At 36.0% G+C, this 18,107-nt stretch carries 17 protein-coding genes; 16 read left to right on the top strand and 1 reads right to left on the bottom strand.

The genetic code is table 11. The features are described from left to right. From AAGD16_RS02250 to galU, 16 genes are all read left to right on the top strand, one after another. Positions 1 to 582, top strand: coding sequence for an acyltransferase (locus tag AAGD16_RS02250; protein ID WP_377113346.1), 582 nt, complete (start codon positions 1 to 3; stop codon positions 580 to 582). Positions 583 to 589: 7 nt separating this feature from the next. Next, positions 590 to 1,654, top strand: coding sequence for a DegT/DnrJ/EryC1/StrS family aminotransferase (locus tag AAGD16_RS02255; RefSeq protein WP_377113349.1), 1,065 nt, complete (start codon positions 590 to 592; stop codon positions 1,652 to 1,654). An 18-nt stretch (positions 1,655 to 1,672) separates the two neighbouring features. Continuing rightward, positions 1,673 to 2,188, top strand: a complete 516-nt coding sequence (locus tag AAGD16_RS02260; RefSeq protein ID WP_377113352.1) for an acyltransferase — start codon at positions 1,673 to 1,675, stop codon at positions 2,186 to 2,188. Next, positions 2,178 to 3,593 (top strand): lipopolysaccharide biosynthesis protein, encoded by a 1,416-nt coding sequence (locus AAGD16_RS02265; protein WP_377113355.1) that lies wholly within the window; start codon positions 2,178 to 2,180, stop codon positions 3,591 to 3,593. Before AAGD16_RS02260 ends, AAGD16_RS02265 begins: the two co-directional genes overlap by 11 nt. Positions 3,594 to 3,606: 13 nt before the next feature. Beyond that, the gene (locus tag AAGD16_RS02270; RefSeq protein ID WP_377113358.1) at positions 3,607 to 4,716 is read left to right on the top strand and encodes a hypothetical protein; all 1,110 of its coding nucleotides are present in this window, start codon (positions 3,607 to 3,609) and stop codon (positions 4,714 to 4,716) included. Further along, positions 4,679 to 5,878 (top strand): glycosyltransferase, encoded by a 1,200-nt coding sequence (locus AAGD16_RS02275; protein WP_377113361.1) that lies wholly within the window; start codon positions 4,679 to 4,681, stop codon positions 5,876 to 5,878. The genes AAGD16_RS02270 and AAGD16_RS02275 overlap by 38 nt, the downstream gene beginning before the upstream one ends. After that, positions 5,875 to 6,519, top strand: a complete 645-nt coding sequence (gene hisH, locus AAGD16_RS02280; protein WP_377113364.1) for an imidazole glycerol phosphate synthase subunit HisH — start codon at positions 5,875 to 5,877, stop codon at positions 6,517 to 6,519. The genes AAGD16_RS02275 and hisH overlap by 4 nt, the downstream gene beginning before the upstream one ends. Next, positions 6,506 to 7,264 (top strand): AglZ/HisF2 family acetamidino modification protein, encoded by a 759-nt coding sequence (locus tag AAGD16_RS02285; protein WP_273002845.1) that lies wholly within the window; start codon positions 6,506 to 6,508, stop codon positions 7,262 to 7,264. Before hisH ends, AAGD16_RS02285 begins: the two co-directional genes overlap by 14 nt. 5 nt (positions 7,265 to 7,269) lie before the next feature. After that, positions 7,270 to 8,415 carry an N-acetyl sugar amidotransferase gene (locus AAGD16_RS02290; protein WP_377114757.1) on the top strand — a complete coding sequence of 382 codons (1,146 nt, stop codon included), beginning with the start codon at positions 7,270 to 7,272 and terminating at the stop codon, positions 8,413 to 8,415. After that, complete coding sequence (locus tag AAGD16_RS02295) at positions 8,408 to 9,520, top strand: glycosyltransferase (protein WP_377113368.1); 1,113 nt, start codon at positions 8,408 to 8,410, stop codon at positions 9,518 to 9,520. Before AAGD16_RS02290 ends, AAGD16_RS02295 begins: the two co-directional genes overlap by 8 nt. 53 nt (positions 9,521 to 9,573) lie before the next feature. Then, entirely contained in the window at positions 9,574 to 10,812 is a 1,239-nt protein-coding gene (locus AAGD16_RS02300; protein ID WP_377113371.1) for a glycosyltransferase family 4 protein, read from the top strand. After that, a complete protein-coding gene (locus AAGD16_RS02305) occupies positions 10,796 to 11,392 on the top strand; it encodes a sugar transferase (RefSeq protein ID WP_377113374.1) in 597 nt (198 codons plus the stop codon). The genes AAGD16_RS02300 and AAGD16_RS02305 overlap by 17 nt, the downstream gene beginning before the upstream one ends. Beyond that, positions 11,385 to 12,023 carry an acetyltransferase gene (locus tag AAGD16_RS02310; RefSeq protein WP_377113377.1) on the top strand — a complete coding sequence of 213 codons (639 nt, stop codon included), beginning with the start codon at positions 11,385 to 11,387 and terminating at the stop codon, positions 12,021 to 12,023. Before AAGD16_RS02305 ends, AAGD16_RS02310 begins: the two co-directional genes overlap by 8 nt. Before the next feature lie 45 nt (positions 12,024 to 12,068). Next, positions 12,069 to 13,244 (top strand): DegT/DnrJ/EryC1/StrS family aminotransferase, encoded by a 1,176-nt coding sequence (locus AAGD16_RS02315; RefSeq protein ID WP_377113380.1) that lies wholly within the window; start codon positions 12,069 to 12,071, stop codon positions 13,242 to 13,244. 95 nt (positions 13,245 to 13,339) lie between these two features. Beyond that, positions 13,340 to 15,316: a polysaccharide biosynthesis protein gene (locus AAGD16_RS02320; RefSeq protein ID WP_377113383.1), complete on the top strand. Its 1,977-nt coding sequence runs from the start codon at positions 13,340 to 13,342 to the stop codon at positions 15,314 to 15,316. Positions 15,317 to 15,485: 169 nt separating this feature from the next. Next, complete coding sequence (galU, locus tag AAGD16_RS02325) at positions 15,486 to 16,370, top strand: UTP--glucose-1-phosphate uridylyltransferase GalU (RefSeq protein ID WP_377113386.1); 885 nt, start codon at positions 15,486 to 15,488, stop codon at positions 16,368 to 16,370. Between the two features lie 233 nt (positions 16,371 to 16,603). Here galU and AAGD16_RS02330 read toward each other — a convergent pair whose 3' ends face one another. Next, positions 16,604 to 17,899, bottom strand: a complete 1,296-nt coding sequence (locus AAGD16_RS02330) for an MFS transporter (RefSeq protein ID WP_377114760.1) — start codon at positions 17,897 to 17,899, stop codon at positions 16,604 to 16,606. Positions 17,900 to 18,107: the final 208 nt, after the last annotated feature.

Raw genomic sequence — 18,107 nt, forward strand, 5'->3', positions numbered from 1 at the left:
ATGAATTATTATGTGCATGAAAGCGCCATTGTTGATGATGGAGCTAAAATAGGCAATGACACGCGTGTTTGGCATTTTGTGCACGTGTGTAGTGGTGCGCAAATAGGTGAAGGTTGTTCGCTAGGGCAAAACGTATTTGTAGGTAATAAAGTTACTATTGGTGATAATGTAAAAGTACAAAATAACGTATCGGTTTACGATAATGTACATATTGAAGATGATGTTTTTTGTGGCCCTAGCATGGTTTTTACTAATGTGTATAATCCGCGTTCGTTTATTGAACGAAAAACCGAATACCGCGATACATTAGTAAAAAAAGGCGCAACGCTCGGCGCTAATTGTACAATTGTATGTGGTGTCACTATTGGTGAGTATTCACTCGTTGGTGCTGGTGCGGTAATAAATAAAGATGTACCCGCATTTGCGTTAATGGTGGGTGTTCCTGCAAAGCAGATTGGTTGGATCAGTAAATATGGTGAGCAGCTTAAGTTACCCATTAGCGGAACGGGTACTGAAAAGTGCGAGCACACAGGCGATACTTATCAACTAGCTGGTTCAACACTGACTTTAATTAACGAGTAATCATTAAATGCAATTTATAGACTTAGCAGCGCAGTACAAGCACTTAAAAACAAAAATAGATAAACGAATTCAAGATGTATTAGACCATGGTAAATATATTATGGGCCCTGAGGTGCAAGAGCTTGAAGAAAAGTTAGCTGAGTATGTTGGCGTAAAGCATGCCATAACATGTGCTAATGGTACAGATGCTCTTACACTTGCTATGATGGTGCTAAACATTGAAAAGGGCGACGCTGTATTTTGCCCGACGTTTACGTTTTTTGCGACTGCAGAAGTTGTTGCTTATGAAGGCGCAACACCTGTATTTGTTGATTCAGACGAGGCTACTTTTAATATTTGCCCTATCGATCTTGAAAAGCGTATTCAAGCAACAATTGCTGAAGGTAAACTAACTCCAAAGGCAATTATTGCGGTTGATTTGTTTGGTTTACCTGCCAATTATCCTGAAATACAAAAAATTGCCGATAAATACAATTTAAAACTCGTAGAAGATGCTGCGCAAGGTTTTGGTGGCAGTATTAATGATAAAAAAGCAGGAAGTTTTGGTGATATAGCAACAACCAGTTTTTTCCCAGCTAAACCTCTTGGTTGTTATGGTGATGGCGGTGCTATATTTACTAATAATGACGAATATGCAGAGTTAATTAAATCTTATCGTGTACACGGAAAAGGTAGTGATAAATACGACAATGTTCGCATAGGCATGAATTCTCGGTTAGATACTATTCAGGCTGCGATATTGCTTGAAAAGTTAGCAGAATTCCCAACTGAGCTTATAAATCGTAATAAAGCCGCTGACAATTACGAAAATACACTAGCAGGAAAATATAAAACTCCGCAAGTACCAAAAGGTTATATTAGCTCTTGGGCACAATACACATTGGTATCAACAAACCGTGATGCAGATATGGCAGCCTATAAAGCGCAAGGTATACCAACCATGATCTACTATGGTACTTGTATGCATCAGCAAACTGCTTTTAAGCAATTAAGCTACACCGATGAAGCGTTTCCTGTTGCATCGAAATTAGCTAAGCAAGTATTTAGCTTGCCAATGCACTCGTACTTATGATTACTCTTAGGGCTTCTAATGCATAAAATAAATTTTTTTATGGCCAAATTAATTTTCTCATTATTCAATTGGGCTAAAAAAACTATTTTTTTAGCCCAATTGGAAAAAATGAAAAATGTTTCGAGTTTAGCCTCTTTTGGGGTGAACTCAGTGTTTACTGGTAATGTGCAAAATATACATGTAGGTGATTATACATACATAAATCAGGCGCATATAACGTGTGGGGATGAGTCAAATGTGTTCATAGGCTCAGGTTGTGCAATTGGTTATAATGTATCTATAAAAGCATTAACACACTCTATGGAAAAACCAACAACAAATATTAATGGAACTCTAGTACATAATGAGAAAACGATTAAAATAGGAAATGATTGTTGGATCGGAGATAACGTTTTTATTAGAGAGGGCGTCTCCATTGGTTCTAATGTAATAGTTGGTGCTAATTCAGTAGTTACGACTGATTTTGGAAGTAATATTATAATAGCTGGAAGCCCAGCAAAATTAATCAAAAAAAGAAGCAAAAATGAATCCTAAGACTTTTATTAACTTCTTACTAGGGCCTATTTTTGTTGTAATTTTAAGCTTTATATCAATACCGTTAATGGCAAGTCTATTTTCACCAGAAACTATCGGCAAATTTGCTGTTCTACAAGTTTTAATAACTTTTTCTATAGTATTTTTATCTTTTGGTTTAGATTTATCCTACATAAGGAGCTATCACGAGACTGTAGAAAAAAAGTTACTACTTTTCAAGGTTTTACTTCCTGGTGGTGGACTCTTAATTTTTTTTATACTTACCTGTTTACTTATTGATCCAGTTTTAATAGTAAATGAGTTATTTGAAGTGGATAGCAGCGCATATTTTTATGTTTCTGCTTTAGCTGTACTATCCTCATTTCTAATTCGCTTTTTATCACTTCCACTTAGAATGGAAAATAAAGGGAAGTCTTTTTCTTTAGTTCAATCTATTCCCAAAGCTTTTTTGTTTGTTTTTTTGCTTATCTCGTATCATTTTGGTATAGAATTCGGTGATTTTTTTTGGTTGCTAGTTGCTCATAGTTGTTCACTGTTATTTGCTTTGCTAATTAACTTTCTTATTTTAGGAAAGCCTAAGTTCAATTTTAGTTCATTTGATACACCAACTACTCAATATAAAAAAATGTTTCAATTTGGGGTGCCGGCAGCTTTTTCTGGAGTCGTATTCTGGTTATTCCAATCATCAGACAAGTTATTACTAAAGATGCTTTCACCTTTATCTGATTTAGGTGTTTACAGTGTTGCCTTTAGCATTGCAGCAGGAGTCGCTGTTTTTTCGAATGTTTTTAATATGCTTTGGTCTCCTTACATATATGAAAAGTTAAGTTCTAATAGTGAACTTGATGACTTGGATTATTTTATTAATTTTTATTTAATGTTTACATATTTATTTTTAGGCCTTGTTATTGCTTGTTCACCTGTAATTACATTGTTTTTTTCTGAACAATACAACTCGATAAAATACATTATTGCTTGTTGCGCATTGGGATTCTTATTCTATTCATTATCGGAAATGACGGCAATAGGTATTAATATTGAGAAAAAAACCTTCAAAGGTTTAATCGCTACAGTTATATCTGCTATTTTAGGAATATCAATTAGTTACTTTTTAGTGCTTTACTTCTCAGCTACTGGGGCTGCAATAGGTATGCTTATCTCATACTGGATCTATTTGGTTTTAAGGACAGAAGTAAGTATTTGGGTGTGGAAAAAAGTTGATCGACTTAAAATCTATTTTGTCACATTAATAGCTTTATCATTTGCTTCAATTTTTGCATTTTTAAAGTTAGATGAATATAAATACACCCTTGTTGCTGTATTTATTTACTACGTAATTGGCTTTTTAATTTTCAGAAGAACATTTAAGCAAACTGTAAAGTTTATTATTAAGCTTAAAAATTGAGAATTATTTATATATGAATGCTCTAACATTTATAATTATATGCTTGTTGCTTTTGAAAGGAAGTTACTTAGAGGTTGTAAGCCCTGCTTTATACTCATTATTAAATGTATTAACTTTTGTTGCTATTACCTTTTTTCTTTTTTTACTTATCATTAATAAAAACATAAAAGTAAAACTGACTAATTTGCTTATACTACTGAGTCTTTTCTTTTGCATGTTAGTTTCTTCCTTCTATAATTTTGAAAGCATAAAAAGCGGTGGATGGAACGCTTTAATGACTATTTTTGTTTTATTTATACTCTCTTCAATTAAGAAGGGGAGTGATGGTTTTAATCTATATAAAATTGAAAAAATTTATTTGTTTATAACCATTACTTTTTTAACGATTAGTTACATTTTATACATTTTAGGAGCTCAATTCGCCACCTCCCATACTCAATATATATTAAGTGGACCTTATCTTAATCAAAATACTATGTCAGTTAATCTATTTTGCTTAAGTATCATCGGTTGCTTGATTGTTAATGAAAAGAATAAATATTATTTAATTCCGTTAATTATAATTATTTTCATATCTATATTTTTGACAATGTCTAGGGCTGGAATATTGTTCTCTATTTTTGTTTCTTTAATATTTTTTGGTAAAAATAGATTTATTATTTTTTTACCTTTTTTACCTTTTTTACCGGCAATAGGTCTATATTTTTTACCAACAGATTTTTATAGTAGATTTGAATCAAAGGCTTTAGAGGCCGGCTCATCAGGTAGACTCGAATTTGTTAATCAAGTTTTTTTAGATAAATCCGATAATATAGGCTCTTTATTATTTGGGATAGGTGTAAATAATACAACTTTTGAATTACATGGAGATACTCTTTCTGCACATAACAGTTATATCAGCTATTTCTCAGATTTTGGTCTATTGTGTTTTTCTTTATTGTTTATTTATATAATATTAATTTTACGTAATGTAGAGAGAAAAAGTATGTTATATATGATCTTTTTGCTAGGGTATGCTTTTTTCGAAACAACTTTATTTAAAGGCTTGTCATTATCTTTTTTTCTTTTTTGTCTATTGGCTAATAATGAATACAAAAAAACATATACTAATAATTCCATCTGAACTATATCAAACAGATATGCAACCTCTAGGAGGTATATTTCAACGTCATGAGGCTGAGCTGTTGAGTAAAAATGGGTTCCAAGTTGGTGTACTGTCCGTAGGTATAATAACACCAAGGTACCTTTTTCACAGAAATTCCAGCCCTCTTTGGGAATCATGTGGAGGTATAAACATTATAAGAAAATATGAAAAAACTATTATTCCAAATAGAATTAAAAATAAAAGGAGCGCACGAGATATATTTATTTCTAATGGACTACATTGCTACTCAGAATATATCAACAAGTATGGGCAACCATGTATGATCCATGCTCACAACTTAAAGTATGCTTCCTTGTTAGCTTATGAAATAAAAATGAAATTTGGTGTCCCATATTTTATAACTGAACATAGCAGTTCTTTTATTCGATTCAAAAATGAGGCCGAAGATTTGGCATGCTACAGTCAAACAATTAATTCTGCAGAGTGTTTCTCTACTGTTAGTCAGTCGCTATCAAATACTATTAATAAAATATTTAACGATAAAAACTTTGAGATAGTTAAAGATACTCTTATATTATATAATTTGCTTGATGAGAAGTTAACCCATTACGCTTCGAAGTTGAAGCCCAAGAATAAAGCTAAGAGTAGTCCATTCATATTTATTAACGTTGCATCCTTAGACGATAACAAAAATCAACAAATAATTTTAAAAGCTTTTGCTTCTGAGTTTAAAGGTAAGCCATATTTATTAAAAATAATTGGAAGTGGCATCAACCTTAACTCACTTCGTGATTTATCAAAGAAATTAGGTATAAATAAACAGGTGATTTTCTTAGGTTATTTAAATCGAGAACCGTTATTTGAAGAATTAAAGCAAGCAAATTGCTTTATCTTATCGAGTAATGTTGAAACATTTGGAGTGGTTTTAATTGAAGCTGCTGCTATTGGGCTTCCTCTTATCGCAACAAAATCGGGTGGACCTGAAGAAATAATTAAAGAGTCTAATGGTCTGCTTGTTGATAAGAATAATGCTGCCGCGATGGCTGAAGCAATGTTGTATATAGAAAAAAACTATTCAAAATACGATAATTCAATAATTAGTGCTGAAACCCTAAGTAAGTATGGTGGTAATGAATATCTCAATAAAATTTGTACCATAATAAAAGAGGCTAGCTTATGATAGTAATTTTAGATTATGGTATGGGAAACTCTGGCTCCATACTAAATATGATACGAAGAGTGGGTGGAGATGCTGTTATCGCCGCTGATAGTGATAGCATTAAAAAAGCAACTGGTATTATTCTGCCTGGAGTTGGATCATATGACAATGGTATGACCCGCCTTAAGGAATTGGGTATTTTGCATGATTTAGAGCAGAAAGTTCTTATCGAAAAAGTACCTTTCTTAGGTGTTTGCTTAGGTATGCAAATGCTAATGACCTGTAGCGAGGAAGGTGAAATCCCTGGATTAGGATGGATTCCTGGAAGAGCTAAAAGGTTTGATTTCAGTTCTTTAAGGCATTTACCCGAATCAAAGCGCTTAAAAATTCCACATATGGGGTGGAACGTAGTGAATCCTAATGATAAGCAAAACATGTTCTTTGGTTTAGCTGAAGAGTTAAGGTTTTATTTTGTTCATTCCTACGCAGTTGAGTGTGACAATGAAAATAATGTTTTGGCTCGTTCACGATATGGCTATGATTTTGTTTGTGCAGTTAATAAAGGCAATATTTATGGTGTGCAATTTCATCCTGAAAAAAGCCATAAATTTGGCATGCAGCTTTTTAAAAATTTCTTGGAGTTAGTTAATGTTAAGAGTTAGGGTTATTCCAACACTACTCCTTAAAAATTCAGGGCTAGTAAAGGGGGCGCAATTTAAAAATCATAAATATGTTGGCGACCCAATTAACGCAGTAAAAATTTTTAATGAAAAAGAAGTTGATGAGCTTGTTTTTTTGGATATAAGTGCAACAGAAACAGGCAAAGGCCCTAATTTTGAATTATTGAAAGATATCGCCTCAGAAGCCTTTATGCCTTTTGGTTATGGGGGAGGAGTTGATAATCTTGAACAGATAAAACGCTTATTCTCAATTGGTGTGGAGAAAATAATAATAAATTCAGCAGCATTTTACAAGCCAGAATTAATTCGTGAGGCTAGTACAATATCTGGAAATCAAAGCATTGTTGTGTCTATAGATGTTAAACGTTCAATATTCGGTAAATATAGCGTATACGTCAGGAATGGAAAGGTAAATACGAAAATGGATCCTGTTGAGTTCGCAATAAAAATGCAAGAATTGGGGGCTGGTGAGTTAATCGTATGTAATATTGCTAACGAAGGAAAAAGAATTGGATATGATAACGAGCTTTTAAAAGTAATATCTAATGCAGTTGATATTCCTGTTGTTGCTTCTGGTGGTGCCGGCTCATTAAATGATTTTGCTGATGCATATCATAAAGGGCATGCTGCAAGTGTTGCTGCTGGAGATATGTTTGTTTTTTATGGGAAGCATAAAGCTGTATTGATTACTTACCCCAAATATCAAGAATTAGAGAATTTATTTTGAAAAATATGAATCATAAGAATTATCAAGTTTGTACCCGTTGTGTAATGGATACAAGTGACCCTGAAATAGTATTTAATAGTGAAGGTGTTTGTAATCACTGTATTAAATTTGACGAAGAGACTTCAAAACGATGGTTTCCAAATTTAGAGGGGGAAAAAAAGTTAAAAAAAACTTTTGACAAAGTTAAAAAAGATGGAAAAGGCAAAGACTATGATTGTATATTAGGTTTGAGTGGTGGGCTTGATAGTGCATACTTAGCATTAATTTTAAAGGAGCATAACCTTCGGCCTCTAGTTGTTCATGTGGATGCTGGTTGGAATAGCGAACTAGCTGTTTATAATATTGAGCAAATAGTTAAATTTTGTAATTTTGAATTATATACTCATGTCATGAATTGGGAAGAAATTAAAGATCTACAAATTTCATATCTTAAAGCTGGTGTGGCAAATCAAGATGTAGTGCAAGATCACGCTTTTTTCTCTACGCTTTATCAATTTGCCATGAAAAATAACATTAAATATGTTATTAACGGTGGAAATATCGCAACTGAGTCTGTATTTCCCAGTACTTGGCATCATTCCGCTATGGATGCTATTAATATTAATGATATTCATAAAAAATTTGGGAAAATTAAACTTAAAACCTATAAGACCATCTCATTTTGGAAGTATTATATTTATTATCCATTCATAAAAAAAATGACGCCTATTAGACCGCTTAATTATTTACCCTATAGTAAAGAAGCTGCGTTATCTATTCTTAAAGCTAAAGTTGGTTATAAAGAATATGGTCGTAAACATGGAGAATCTCGCTTTACTAAGTTTTTCCAAAATTATTATTTGCCAACAAAGTTCAACCAAGACAAAAGGCTACCACATCTTTCTAGTCAGATATTGTCTGGTGAAATATCTCGAGATGAAGCTCTTGAACTTCTTTCTAAGCCATTATATGAACCAAATGAGCTTAAGGAGGATAAAGCTTTTATAGCAAAAAAACTTGATATACCAGAACTAGAGCTTGACAAGCTTATTTCAGCTCCAGGTAATCTTTATTCAGATTATAAGAACTGGGATTCTCGTTATGCAAAGTTAAAAGGTATACAGAAAATGTTACAGAAACTTCTAGGTAAAAGCGTTAGCAAATATGGATAAAATAGCACATTTAACCTCAGCGCATCCAAGGTTTGATACACGTATCTTTTGGAAGCAATGTCGCTCTTTGAGTAAAGAGGGCTATGAAGTTTATCTTATTGTCGCTGATGGGAAAGGTAATGAAGTTAATCAAAATGTAAATATTCTTGATGTTGGTAAGGTAAATGGCCGGTTTAATAGAATTACGCAAACACCTAAACAAATACTTAGCGCAGCTTTGAAGTTGAATGCCGTAATATACCATTTGCATGATCCCGAATTGATACCAATAGGTCTAAAACTTAAGAAATTAGGTAAAAAAGTCATTTTTGACGCACATGAAGATTTTCCTAAGCAAATACTATCCAAGCCTTACTTAAATTTTTTTATTAGGAAATTTTTATCTGAGGTTGCGGCTATATACGAAACATATGCTTGTAGAAAGTTAGATGCAGTTGTTTCTGCTACTCCATTTATTTGTGATAAATTTACTAAACAAAAAATATATTCTGTGGATATTAATAACTATCCATTATTGAATGAATTATTTATTCCAAATTATGATTGGCAAAATAAAAAGTCACAAGTGTGCTATGTAGGTGGATTAAATGCGGCTCGTGGTATTAGTGAAATAGTAAGTTCTGTAGGGTATTATAATACAGGCCTAAAGCTCGCTATTGGTGGTAAATTCACAGAAGTTAACTTTGAGAGTTATGTCAAATCTCACAAATCATGGAGTCATGTCATAGATAAAGAGTGGCTAGATCGAGATGGCATAAAAGAAGTGTTAAATGAATCTATTGCTGGATTAGTTACCTTACACCCTATTATTAATTATTTGGATTCTTTACCAGTTAAGATGTTTGAGTATATGGCTTGCGGTCTCCCTGTTATTGCTTCAAATTTCCCTCTTTGGAAAGAAATTATAGAGTCTAATGAATGTGGGATTTGTGTTGATCCTCTTGACCCCAAATCAATAGCAAATGCTGTTAATCATATTGCAGATAATCCAGACATAGCTGAGGTTATGGGTCGTAATGGAAGAAAAGCTGTAATAGAAAAGTATAATTGGGATATCGAGGTAATTAAATTATTTTCTATATATTCAAAAATAATATCATCTTAGTTTATTAACTATGTGTAATATATTATCAAAATATTTAGAGCAAGCTGACATAGATGATTAAATCAAAAAATATTTGGTATATATCAAAATATGCCAATATAAAAAAGTATGGAGCAGATACTAGACACGCCAGCTTTTGCGAAGAATTTGCAAAAGCTGGGCATAAAGTGAGACTGATTACATCGAACTCTTCTCATTTATATAATAACTTACCAAAATTCAAGAATCGTTATTACGACGAAATAAGTAATAACTTTAATGTTACTTGGGTAAACACTTTAAAATACTCCAAAGCTACAAGTATTAAACGAATTTGTAGTTGGTTGTGGTTTGATTTTTTTGTGTTGATGATGGCTTTTAAAAAAAAATATGAAAAGCCAGATGTTGTTATCGCTTCCTCGTTATCTTTGTTTACTGTTTTAACTGGTTGTTTTTATAAGAGATTTTATAAAGCTAAGTTTATATTTGAAGTTAGAGATATTTGGCCTCAAACGTTAATAGATTTAAAAGGGTTTAGCTCAAACCACCCTTTAATTTGGCTTTTAAATAAAATAGAACGATTAGGTTATAAATATTCTGACGCCATTGTTGGTACTATGCCAGGTTTAAAGCTCCATGTTGAAAATGAGGTAGGTCTTGGCTCTAAAGTGCATTGTATTCCACAAGGTGTAAACTTAGCTTTTTATGACAATAGTCAACAAAAATTAAGCGAAGAGTATGTTGAACAGTACATACCCAAGAATAAGTTTATTGTGACTTATTCCGGGACTTTTGGGGAAGCTAATGCTTTAGAGTATATAATTGAAGCCGCAAAAAAATTGAAGCGTACAAGTAAAATACATTTTTTATTAGTTGGGGAAGGTTATTTAAAAGAGGAGCTGAAAGATAATGCTAGCGAGCTTACGAATATAACTTTTGCTCCTAAAGTAGTAAAAGAGCAAGTACAACATTTACTTAGCTTATCAGATCTACTAGTTGCCTCTGTTCGAGATGAAAAAATTTATAAATACGGAATGTCTTTGAATAAGTTTATCGATTACATGTATGCAAAAAAGCCTATTGTTTGTATGTACTCTGGTTACCCATCTATGGTAAATGAAGCTAAATGTGGGGAGTTTACGCCTGCTGAGAACAGTAATGAGTTTGCTAGTGTGATCAAGAAATACCAACTAATGACTCCGTTAGATAGACAGCAGATTGGTGAGCTTGGTTATAAGTTTCTTATAAGCGAAAGAAGCTTTGGCGTGTTAAGTAAAAGGTATATGGAATTATTCAATGAAGCGTCTCTTTGATTTTATAGTTGCTCTTTGCGCATTACTTACTTTATTACCAGTAATAATCGTTGTTGCGGCACTTATCCGTTTTAAATTAGGTTCGCCTATATTATTCACTCAAAATCGCCCAGGTTTAAATGGCGATATTTTTAAAATGATGAAGTTTAGAACCATGTTAGATGCTAAAGATAAACAGGGAAATTTATTACCTGATGAACAGCGTATGACTAAGTTTGGCTCATTTTTACGTTCAACTAGCTTAGATGAGTTACCAGGGCTATTTAATGTATTGAAGGGGGATATGAGTTTAGTAGGGCCAAGGCCTTTGCTTGTACAATACTTGCCTTTATACAACAAAGAACAAGCTCGCAGGCATAATGTGCGCCCAGGCATTACTGGTTGGGCCCAAGTTAATGGTCGAAATGCTATTAGCTGGGAACAAAAATTTGAGCTTGATGTTTGGTATGTGAATAATCAAAGCATGTGGTTAGATTTAAAAATTTTGTTGTTAACAGTAAAAAAGGTATTTATTCGCGATGGCATTAATGCTGATGGACATGTCACAATAGAGCCATTTAAGGGCTCTAATAATGATTAAAAAGCTCGCTATAGTAGGTGCAAGCGGTCATGGTAAGGTTGCTGCTGATATTGCTGAACAACTTGGTTTTACTCTTAGCTTTTACGATGATGCTTATCCTAAAAAAACGCATATTGAGCATTGGCCAATTAAGGGAACTTGCGCTGACTTAATAGCCCTTAATAATTCAACTGTAACGTCTAGTAATGACGTTGTAGTTGCTATTGGTAATAACGATATTCGCCAACAAAAAATAAAGTTATTACAACAAAATGGCTTTAACTTGGCTACCTTAACTCACCCAACAGCGGTTATAAGTCAATATTCTAAGATAGCGCCGGGCACAGTGATTTTTGCAGGCGCTATTATTAACGCTTTTGCGAACATTGGTGTTGGGTGTATTATAAATACAGCTGCAGTTATTGAACATGATTGCAGTATCGGTGATTTTAGCCATATTTGCCCTAATGTAGTTTTAGCCGGTGGAGTATCTGTTGGTACAAAAAGCTGGGTTGGTATAGGCAGCCAAGTAAAACAATTAATAACGATTGGCGATAATTGTTTAATAGGCGCAGGTAGTACAGTTGTAAAAAATATGCCTAGCAACATAACAGCATTTGGCTCTCCCGCTGTCGTAATAAAAAGTCACTAAAAATACTTTGTATGATTTTTTCTATACAGAATAAATAGGAATACCATGTTAAATACCCCATTTTCTCCTTGGCCTAGCTTCACTCAACAAGAGGCCGATGCCGTAAGCCGTGTTGTTCTTTCAAATAAAGTTAATTACTGGACGGGTACTGAAGGCCGCGAGTTTGAAAAAGAATTTGCTACTTGGGCTGATAGTGAATATGCAGTTGCCCTAGGTAACGGTACATTAGCGCTCGACATAGCCCTAAAAGCGCTCGGTGTAGGCGCTGGCGATGAAGTAATAACCACACCTCGTACTTTTTTAGCGTCGGCATCAAGTATTGTAACTGCTGGAGCAGCGCCTGTATTTGCAGATGTTGACTTAAATAGTCAAGCTATCACGGCAGAGTCAATAAAAGCGGTATTAACACCTAAAACTAAAGCGGTTATTGTGGTGCATTTGGCGGGAATGCCTGCGGAAATGGACGACATAATGGCATTGAGTAAAGAGCATGGCTTTTATGTAATTGAAGACTGTGCACAAGCGCATGGTGCAAAGTATAAGGGTCGCTCGGTAGGTAGCATAGGGCATATTGGTGCGTGGAGCTTTTGCCAAGATAAAATTATGACTACAGGTGGTGAGGGTGGCATGGTTACAACTAACTCAAAAGAGTTGTGGTCTGCTATGTGGAGTTATAAAGATCATGGCAAGAGTTTTGATGCTATTTACAATCGTGAGCATCCACCTGGGTTTAGATGGTTACATGAAAGTTTTGGCACAAACTGGCGCATGACTGAAATGCAGGCTGTAATAGGCAGAATACAGTTAACACGAATGGATGATTGGACTGCAAAACGCCAAGCTTATGGAGCATTATTAGATCAGGCGGCAAAAGGTTTCAGCTGTATTCGCTTAGTTGAAGTACCTGACTATACTAAACATGCTGAATATAAACATTACATGTTTGTTAAACCTCAGCACTTGGCCGATGGTTGGAGCCGCGATCGCATAATTAATGAAATTGTTGAGCGTGGCGTTCCTTGTTTTCAGGGGAGTTGTTCTGAGGTTTATCTTGAAAAAGCGTTTGATAATACATCATGGCGACCAAGCAAGCGTTTACCTAATGCGGTTGAGCTGGGTGAAACATCAATTATGTTTTTAGTTCACCCCACACTGACCGAAACCGAAATGGCTAAAACGGCACAAGTAATGAAAGAAGTATTTGAGCTTGCATCTAAATAGCAATAACAGTTTCAGGTGTAGTTTTTTGTACTTATGATATTAAATAAATTTTGTATAGCTCTAGAGCCTAGAGTCTTGTATTAAAGGAACTTGTTTTGGATAGTATTATCCGTTCTATTATTAACGCCTCACGTGCAAAGAAACGAATAATTACGTTATGTATTGATTCGCTTTTTATTATGTTAGCTTTTTGGTTGGCGCTTATTGTAAGGCTCGACAGCTTAGAGCCTCTTAAAAGTATAAATAATTGGTTGTTGCTAGCATTACTTATTCCCACAAGTCTGAGTGCATTTATTAAGTTAGGTTTATACCGCGCTGTACTCAGGTATATGAACTCACAGGCTTTATGGGCAATTATATTAGGCACATTAATAACGACTATAAGCTTAGTGTTGCTGGCTTTTTTTACTGGTGTAAACATACCTAGAACTATGCCGTTTATATTTGCTTGGTTATGCTTGCTTACAGTCGGTGGTTCTCGGATTTTAGTGAGGGCCATTATTGGTAAAATAATGACGAATAATAAAGAGTCAGTCATTATATATGGAGCAGGATCGGCAGGCCGGCAGCTAGCTACTGGTTTAAATGCAGGCCCTGAGTATTTTGTAAGTGCTTTTATAGATGATGATACTGCAAAGCATGGCTCTATTGTACAAGGTATACCTGTCATTGCTTTTAAAGATGTTCAGGAACTAATTGAAAAGCGCAATGCCACTAAAGTGCTTTTAGCTATACCTAGTGTATCTAGAGCAAGGCGAAAAGAAGTATTGGCCCAATTAGAGCCGCTTTCGATTAAGGTGTTGTCTGTACCTGGTATGGCCGATGTTATTGAGGGCAAAGCACAACTTTCTGAATTTAGAGAAGTTGAAATTGAGGATTTATTAGGCCGAGACCCTGTAACTCCTAAAACCGATTTAATGGCGGCTAATATTACCAATAAAGTGGTTATGGTTACAGGTGCAGGTGGTTCTATAGGCTCTGAGTTGTGCAGACAAATTATTAAACAAAACCCGTTAAAAATAATTTTATTTGAACGCAGTGAAATTGCTCTATATTCAATAGAAAAAGAATTGTGTGAATATGTTGCTCATAATCAACTTTCAATAGAATTAATTCCTATTATGGGTTCCGTGCAGCGTATTAACCGACTTGAAACTGTGATGGTGGCTTTTGGTGTTCACACGGTTTATCACGCCGCTGCTTACAAGCATGTACCACTTGTTGAGCACAACGTAGTTGAAGGAGTGCGTAATAATGTATTTGGTACTTATTATGCGGCAAAGGCAGCGGTAAATGCCAAAGTAGAAACCTTTGTACTTATATCGACCGACAAAGCTGTTCGCCCTACCAATGTTATGGGAGCAACCAAGCGAATGGCTGAGCTTGTTTTACAGGGGTTAGCTCAAGAACAAGGTGCTAAGCATAATACACGCTTTTGCATGGTGCGCTTTGGTAACGTACTAGGCTCAAGTGGCTCTGTTGTACCTTTATTTAGACGTCAAATAAAAGAGGGTGGTCCAATAACATTAACTCACCCAGACATAACTCGCTTTTTTATGACCATACCTGAAGCCGCACAGCTTGTTATACAAGCAGGTGCTATGGGCAAAGGGGGCGATGTATTTGTTCTCGATATGGGCGATTCAGTTAAAATTAAAGATTTAGCCACTAAAATGGTTAGGCTATCTGGCTTTGAAATTAAAAGTGAATCTAACCCGCATGGCGATATCGAAATACTTTGTACAGGGTTACGCCCAGGTGAAAAACTCTTCGAAGAGCTATTAATAGGGGATAACGTAGGGCAAACAACTCATGAACGAATTATGACTGCTAATGAAGTGATGTTACCGCTTCGTGAGCTTAATGTGTTTATAGACGCGCTAGATACAGCCTGTCATAACTTTGATCATGAAAAGATTCGCCAATTACTTCTCGATGCGCCAACTAGCTTTAATCCGACTGATGGGATTTGTGATTTAGTATGGAATGCTAGACATGAAAATTTCAAAGAGCATAACAGTGGCTGCAATGTAGTTAACTTACCTAAAACTGGTAAAGGCGCTATGCTTTAATAATTTATCAGTTAGTCATATCAAAACACCGAGTTAGCAACTTGGTGTTTTACTTTGTGTAATATTATGCACCTATAATTTATTCTTACCTTTAGCTGATTCAGGCTGTATATATTTAGCTATGCTACTTTTGTAAGCAAATATACTCACTTATATTAAAGGACTATTTGTGAAAGCTGTAATTCCTGTTGCTGGTTTAGGCACCCGTATGTTGCCAATGACTAAGGCAATCCCTAAAGAAATGCTCCCCTTGGTTGATAAACCGCTGATTCAATACATAGTAAATGAATGTGTGGCGGCGGGTATTAAAGAAATTGTGCTCGTAACACATAGCTCTAAAAATGCCATTGAAAACCATTTTGATACCAGTTTTGAGTTAGAAGCCACGTTAGAAAAACGCGTAAAACGTACCCTACTTGAAGAAGTGCGCTCTATTTGCCCGCCTGATGTAACCATTATGCATGTACGTCAAGGTGAGGCTAAAGGCTTAGGGCACGCTATTTTATGTGCCAAGCCAATAGTTGGTGATAGGGACTTTGTTGTGGTGTTACCCGATGTAATTTTAGATGCTTATACGGCAGATCAAAAAACTGAAAACTTAGCGGCGATGATCGCACGCTTTAAGCAAACCCATGCCAGCCAAATTATGTTAGAGCCCGTTGCTATTGAAGATGTAAGTAAGTACGGCATTGCTGATATTAATGGTGTAGAGCTTGCTGCTGGTGAAAGTGCAGCAATTAAAAAAATGGTTGAAAAACCAGCCGCAGAGGTTGCTCCTTCAAACTTAGCCGTTGTTGGTCGTTATATTTTAAGTAAAAATATTTGGCCATTACTCGCTAAAACTCATGTAGGCGCAGGCGGTGAAATACAGCTAACAGATGCTATTGATGCATTATTGGCTATTGATACGGTAGAAGCGTTTCATATGAGTGGCCGCTCACACGACTGTGGCGATAAACTCGGTTATTTAAAAGCGATTGTAGAATACAGCATGCGCGATAAAAGCTTAGGCGATGAGTTTACTGAATATATGAAAAAGTTGGTTAAAGGTTAAAGGGTTGCGAGCTCTGGGCGATGGGCATCGAGCAACGGGTTACGGGCGACGAGCTTCGGGCCTCGAACCTAAATCCTAATACAGACGGGGGTTGAACCCGCTGCTACAGGTATAAAAAACCTTGCGATATTAGCCGCAAGGTTTTTAAATACCTCGAACCTCGAACCTCGAACCTGGAACCTGGAACCTGGAACCTGGAACCTGGAACCTTGCAGCTCGAACCTAGCAGCCTTTTAAGCCCGACCTCGCAGCGCAGAAATACAACTTGCCAGCATGACAAACCCTAATGACATTTTAAACGCCAATGAAATGGTGCTCATTAGTGCGTAGCTATTTTGCGCTGAGAAGGTGCTGTCACCAAGGTAATAATGCACAATTAAGTTGATTAAGCTCATGCCAAATAAATTACCAATAGTGCGTGATAAGTTCATTGAGGAAGACGCCACACCTAGCTCACTTTTATCCACCGCTCCCATAATGGCATTGTTGTTAGGGGTCGAAAATAAGCCAAACCCAATTCCTAATAATAACAGTGAGCCACTAATGTAAGCGGTGCTTGAACTAACCGATAGCTGGGATAACAGAAAAAATCCAACCAGAACAATTACGCAGCCTAGCGTGGCTAGTAAGCGTGGTTGTATTTTATCGGCAAGTTTACCTGCTAGGGGCGCCATGATAGCCATTGAAACCGCTTGTAGTAATACTATTTGTCCTGCATGTGCGGGGCTTAATCCTTTTATATATTGCAGGTACAAACTTAACAAAAAGGCTAGTGAAAAGTTACTCGCATACATGAGAAACGAAGTAGTCAACGATAGGCTGAATACACGACTTTCTAAAAACATTTGTACTCTAATTAAGGGGCGTCGACTGCGACTTTGGTGAACAATAAATAGCATTAAACAAATGATTGAAAGTGCGGTTAATAGCCAGCCAGCTATATTCGGTAAATCACTTAATCCTAATACTATGCACAGTGCAAAGAGCGAGAAAATAACCATACCCCACCAGTCAAACGGCGATTTTTTATCGTTTTTCCATTCGCCATGTAAAAATAGTTTAATGGCAATAAGTAGCATAAGTACCAAGGGGATTTGCGAGTAAAACACAGCGCGCCATCCCCATATTTCAGTGAGCCAGCCACCAACCGCAGGCGCTGCACTGAGTCCTATGTATACACACGCCGCAGAGATGCCGAGTGCCATTCCGCGTTTATTATCAGGCGTAACAGAGGTGATAATGGCAACGCCTATACCAAAAATCATGGCGCCTGCAGCCCCTTGTATAAAGCGCCAAAAAAGCACCCACTCAATAGAGTTTGCTAACGCACACATTAGCGAGGCCAGTGCATTTAAGCCTAAACCAAATGCATACACGCGTTTGCGACCATAGTTGTCTGCTATTTTACCGCACGGCAGCATAAAGATAACGCTACTGAGTAAATACAAGGTGGGCATCCACGCAATCATTTTTGCGCTTGCGTGTAAATCTTCAGCAAGGTCAGGAATAGCGATATTAACGCCTGCCATGCCAAGCGGTCCAATAATAGAGCCGCTACAAACGATAATAAGTGCAATCGTAGTGGGGGGGAGATTAAACAAGAGGTATCCTTTTATTTACTGGCCTTAAAATGATACGTGAATATACTTGCTTGTACAGGATTTAAAGGGCAGCGGGTTGCGGGCGACGAGCGGTGGGCAACGGGGAGCGAGCTACGAGCCTAGAGCTTAACACCGA

The sequence above is a fragment of the Pseudoalteromonas sp. M58 genome, assembly GCF_042604605.1.
GTDB lineage: Bacteria > Pseudomonadota > Gammaproteobacteria > Enterobacterales > Alteromonadaceae > Pseudoalteromonas > Pseudoalteromonas tetraodonis.

Bases quoted from the DNA above. Each gene is read 5' to 3' on its own strand.
- AAGD16_RS02250 (WP_377113346.1), top strand. From the start codon at position 1: ATGAATTATTATGTGCATGAAAGCGCCATTGTTGATGATGGAGCTAAA.
- AAGD16_RS02255 (WP_377113349.1), top strand. From the start codon at position 590: ATGCAATTTATAGACTTAGCAGCGCAGTACAAGCACTTAAAAACAAAA.
- AAGD16_RS02260 (WP_377113352.1), top strand. From the start codon at position 1,673: ATGCATAAAATAAATTTTTTTATGGCCAAATTAATTTTCTCATTATTC.
- AAGD16_RS02265 (WP_377113355.1), top strand. From the start codon at position 2,178: ATGAATCCTAAGACTTTTATTAACTTCTTACTAGGGCCTATTTTTGTT.
- AAGD16_RS02270 (WP_377113358.1), top strand. From the start codon at position 3,607: ATGAATGCTCTAACATTTATAATTATATGCTTGTTGCTTTTGAAAGGA.
- AAGD16_RS02275 (WP_377113361.1), top strand. From the start codon at position 4,679: ATGAATACAAAAAAACATATACTAATAATTCCATCTGAACTATATCAA.
- hisH (WP_377113364.1), top strand. From the start codon at position 5,875: ATGATAGTAATTTTAGATTATGGTATGGGAAACTCTGGCTCCATACTA.
- AAGD16_RS02285 (WP_273002845.1), top strand. From the start codon at position 6,506: ATGTTAAGAGTTAGGGTTATTCCAACACTACTCCTTAAAAATTCAGGG.
- AAGD16_RS02290 (WP_377114757.1), top strand. From the start codon at position 7,270: ATGAATCATAAGAATTATCAAGTTTGTACCCGTTGTGTAATGGATACA.
- AAGD16_RS02295 (WP_377113368.1), top strand. From the start codon at position 8,408: ATGGATAAAATAGCACATTTAACCTCAGCGCATCCAAGGTTTGATACA.
- AAGD16_RS02300 (WP_377113371.1), top strand. From the start codon at position 9,574: ATGATTAAATCAAAAAATATTTGGTATATATCAAAATATGCCAATATA.
- AAGD16_RS02305 (WP_377113374.1), top strand. From the start codon at position 10,796: ATGAAGCGTCTCTTTGATTTTATAGTTGCTCTTTGCGCATTACTTACT.
- AAGD16_RS02310 (WP_377113377.1), top strand. From the start codon at position 11,385: ATGATTAAAAAGCTCGCTATAGTAGGTGCAAGCGGTCATGGTAAGGTT.
- AAGD16_RS02315 (WP_377113380.1), top strand. From the start codon at position 12,069: ATGTTAAATACCCCATTTTCTCCTTGGCCTAGCTTCACTCAACAAGAG.
- AAGD16_RS02330 (WP_377114760.1), bottom strand. From the start codon at position 17,899: ATGGCAGGCGTTAATATCGCTATTCCTGACCTTGCTGAAGATTTACAC.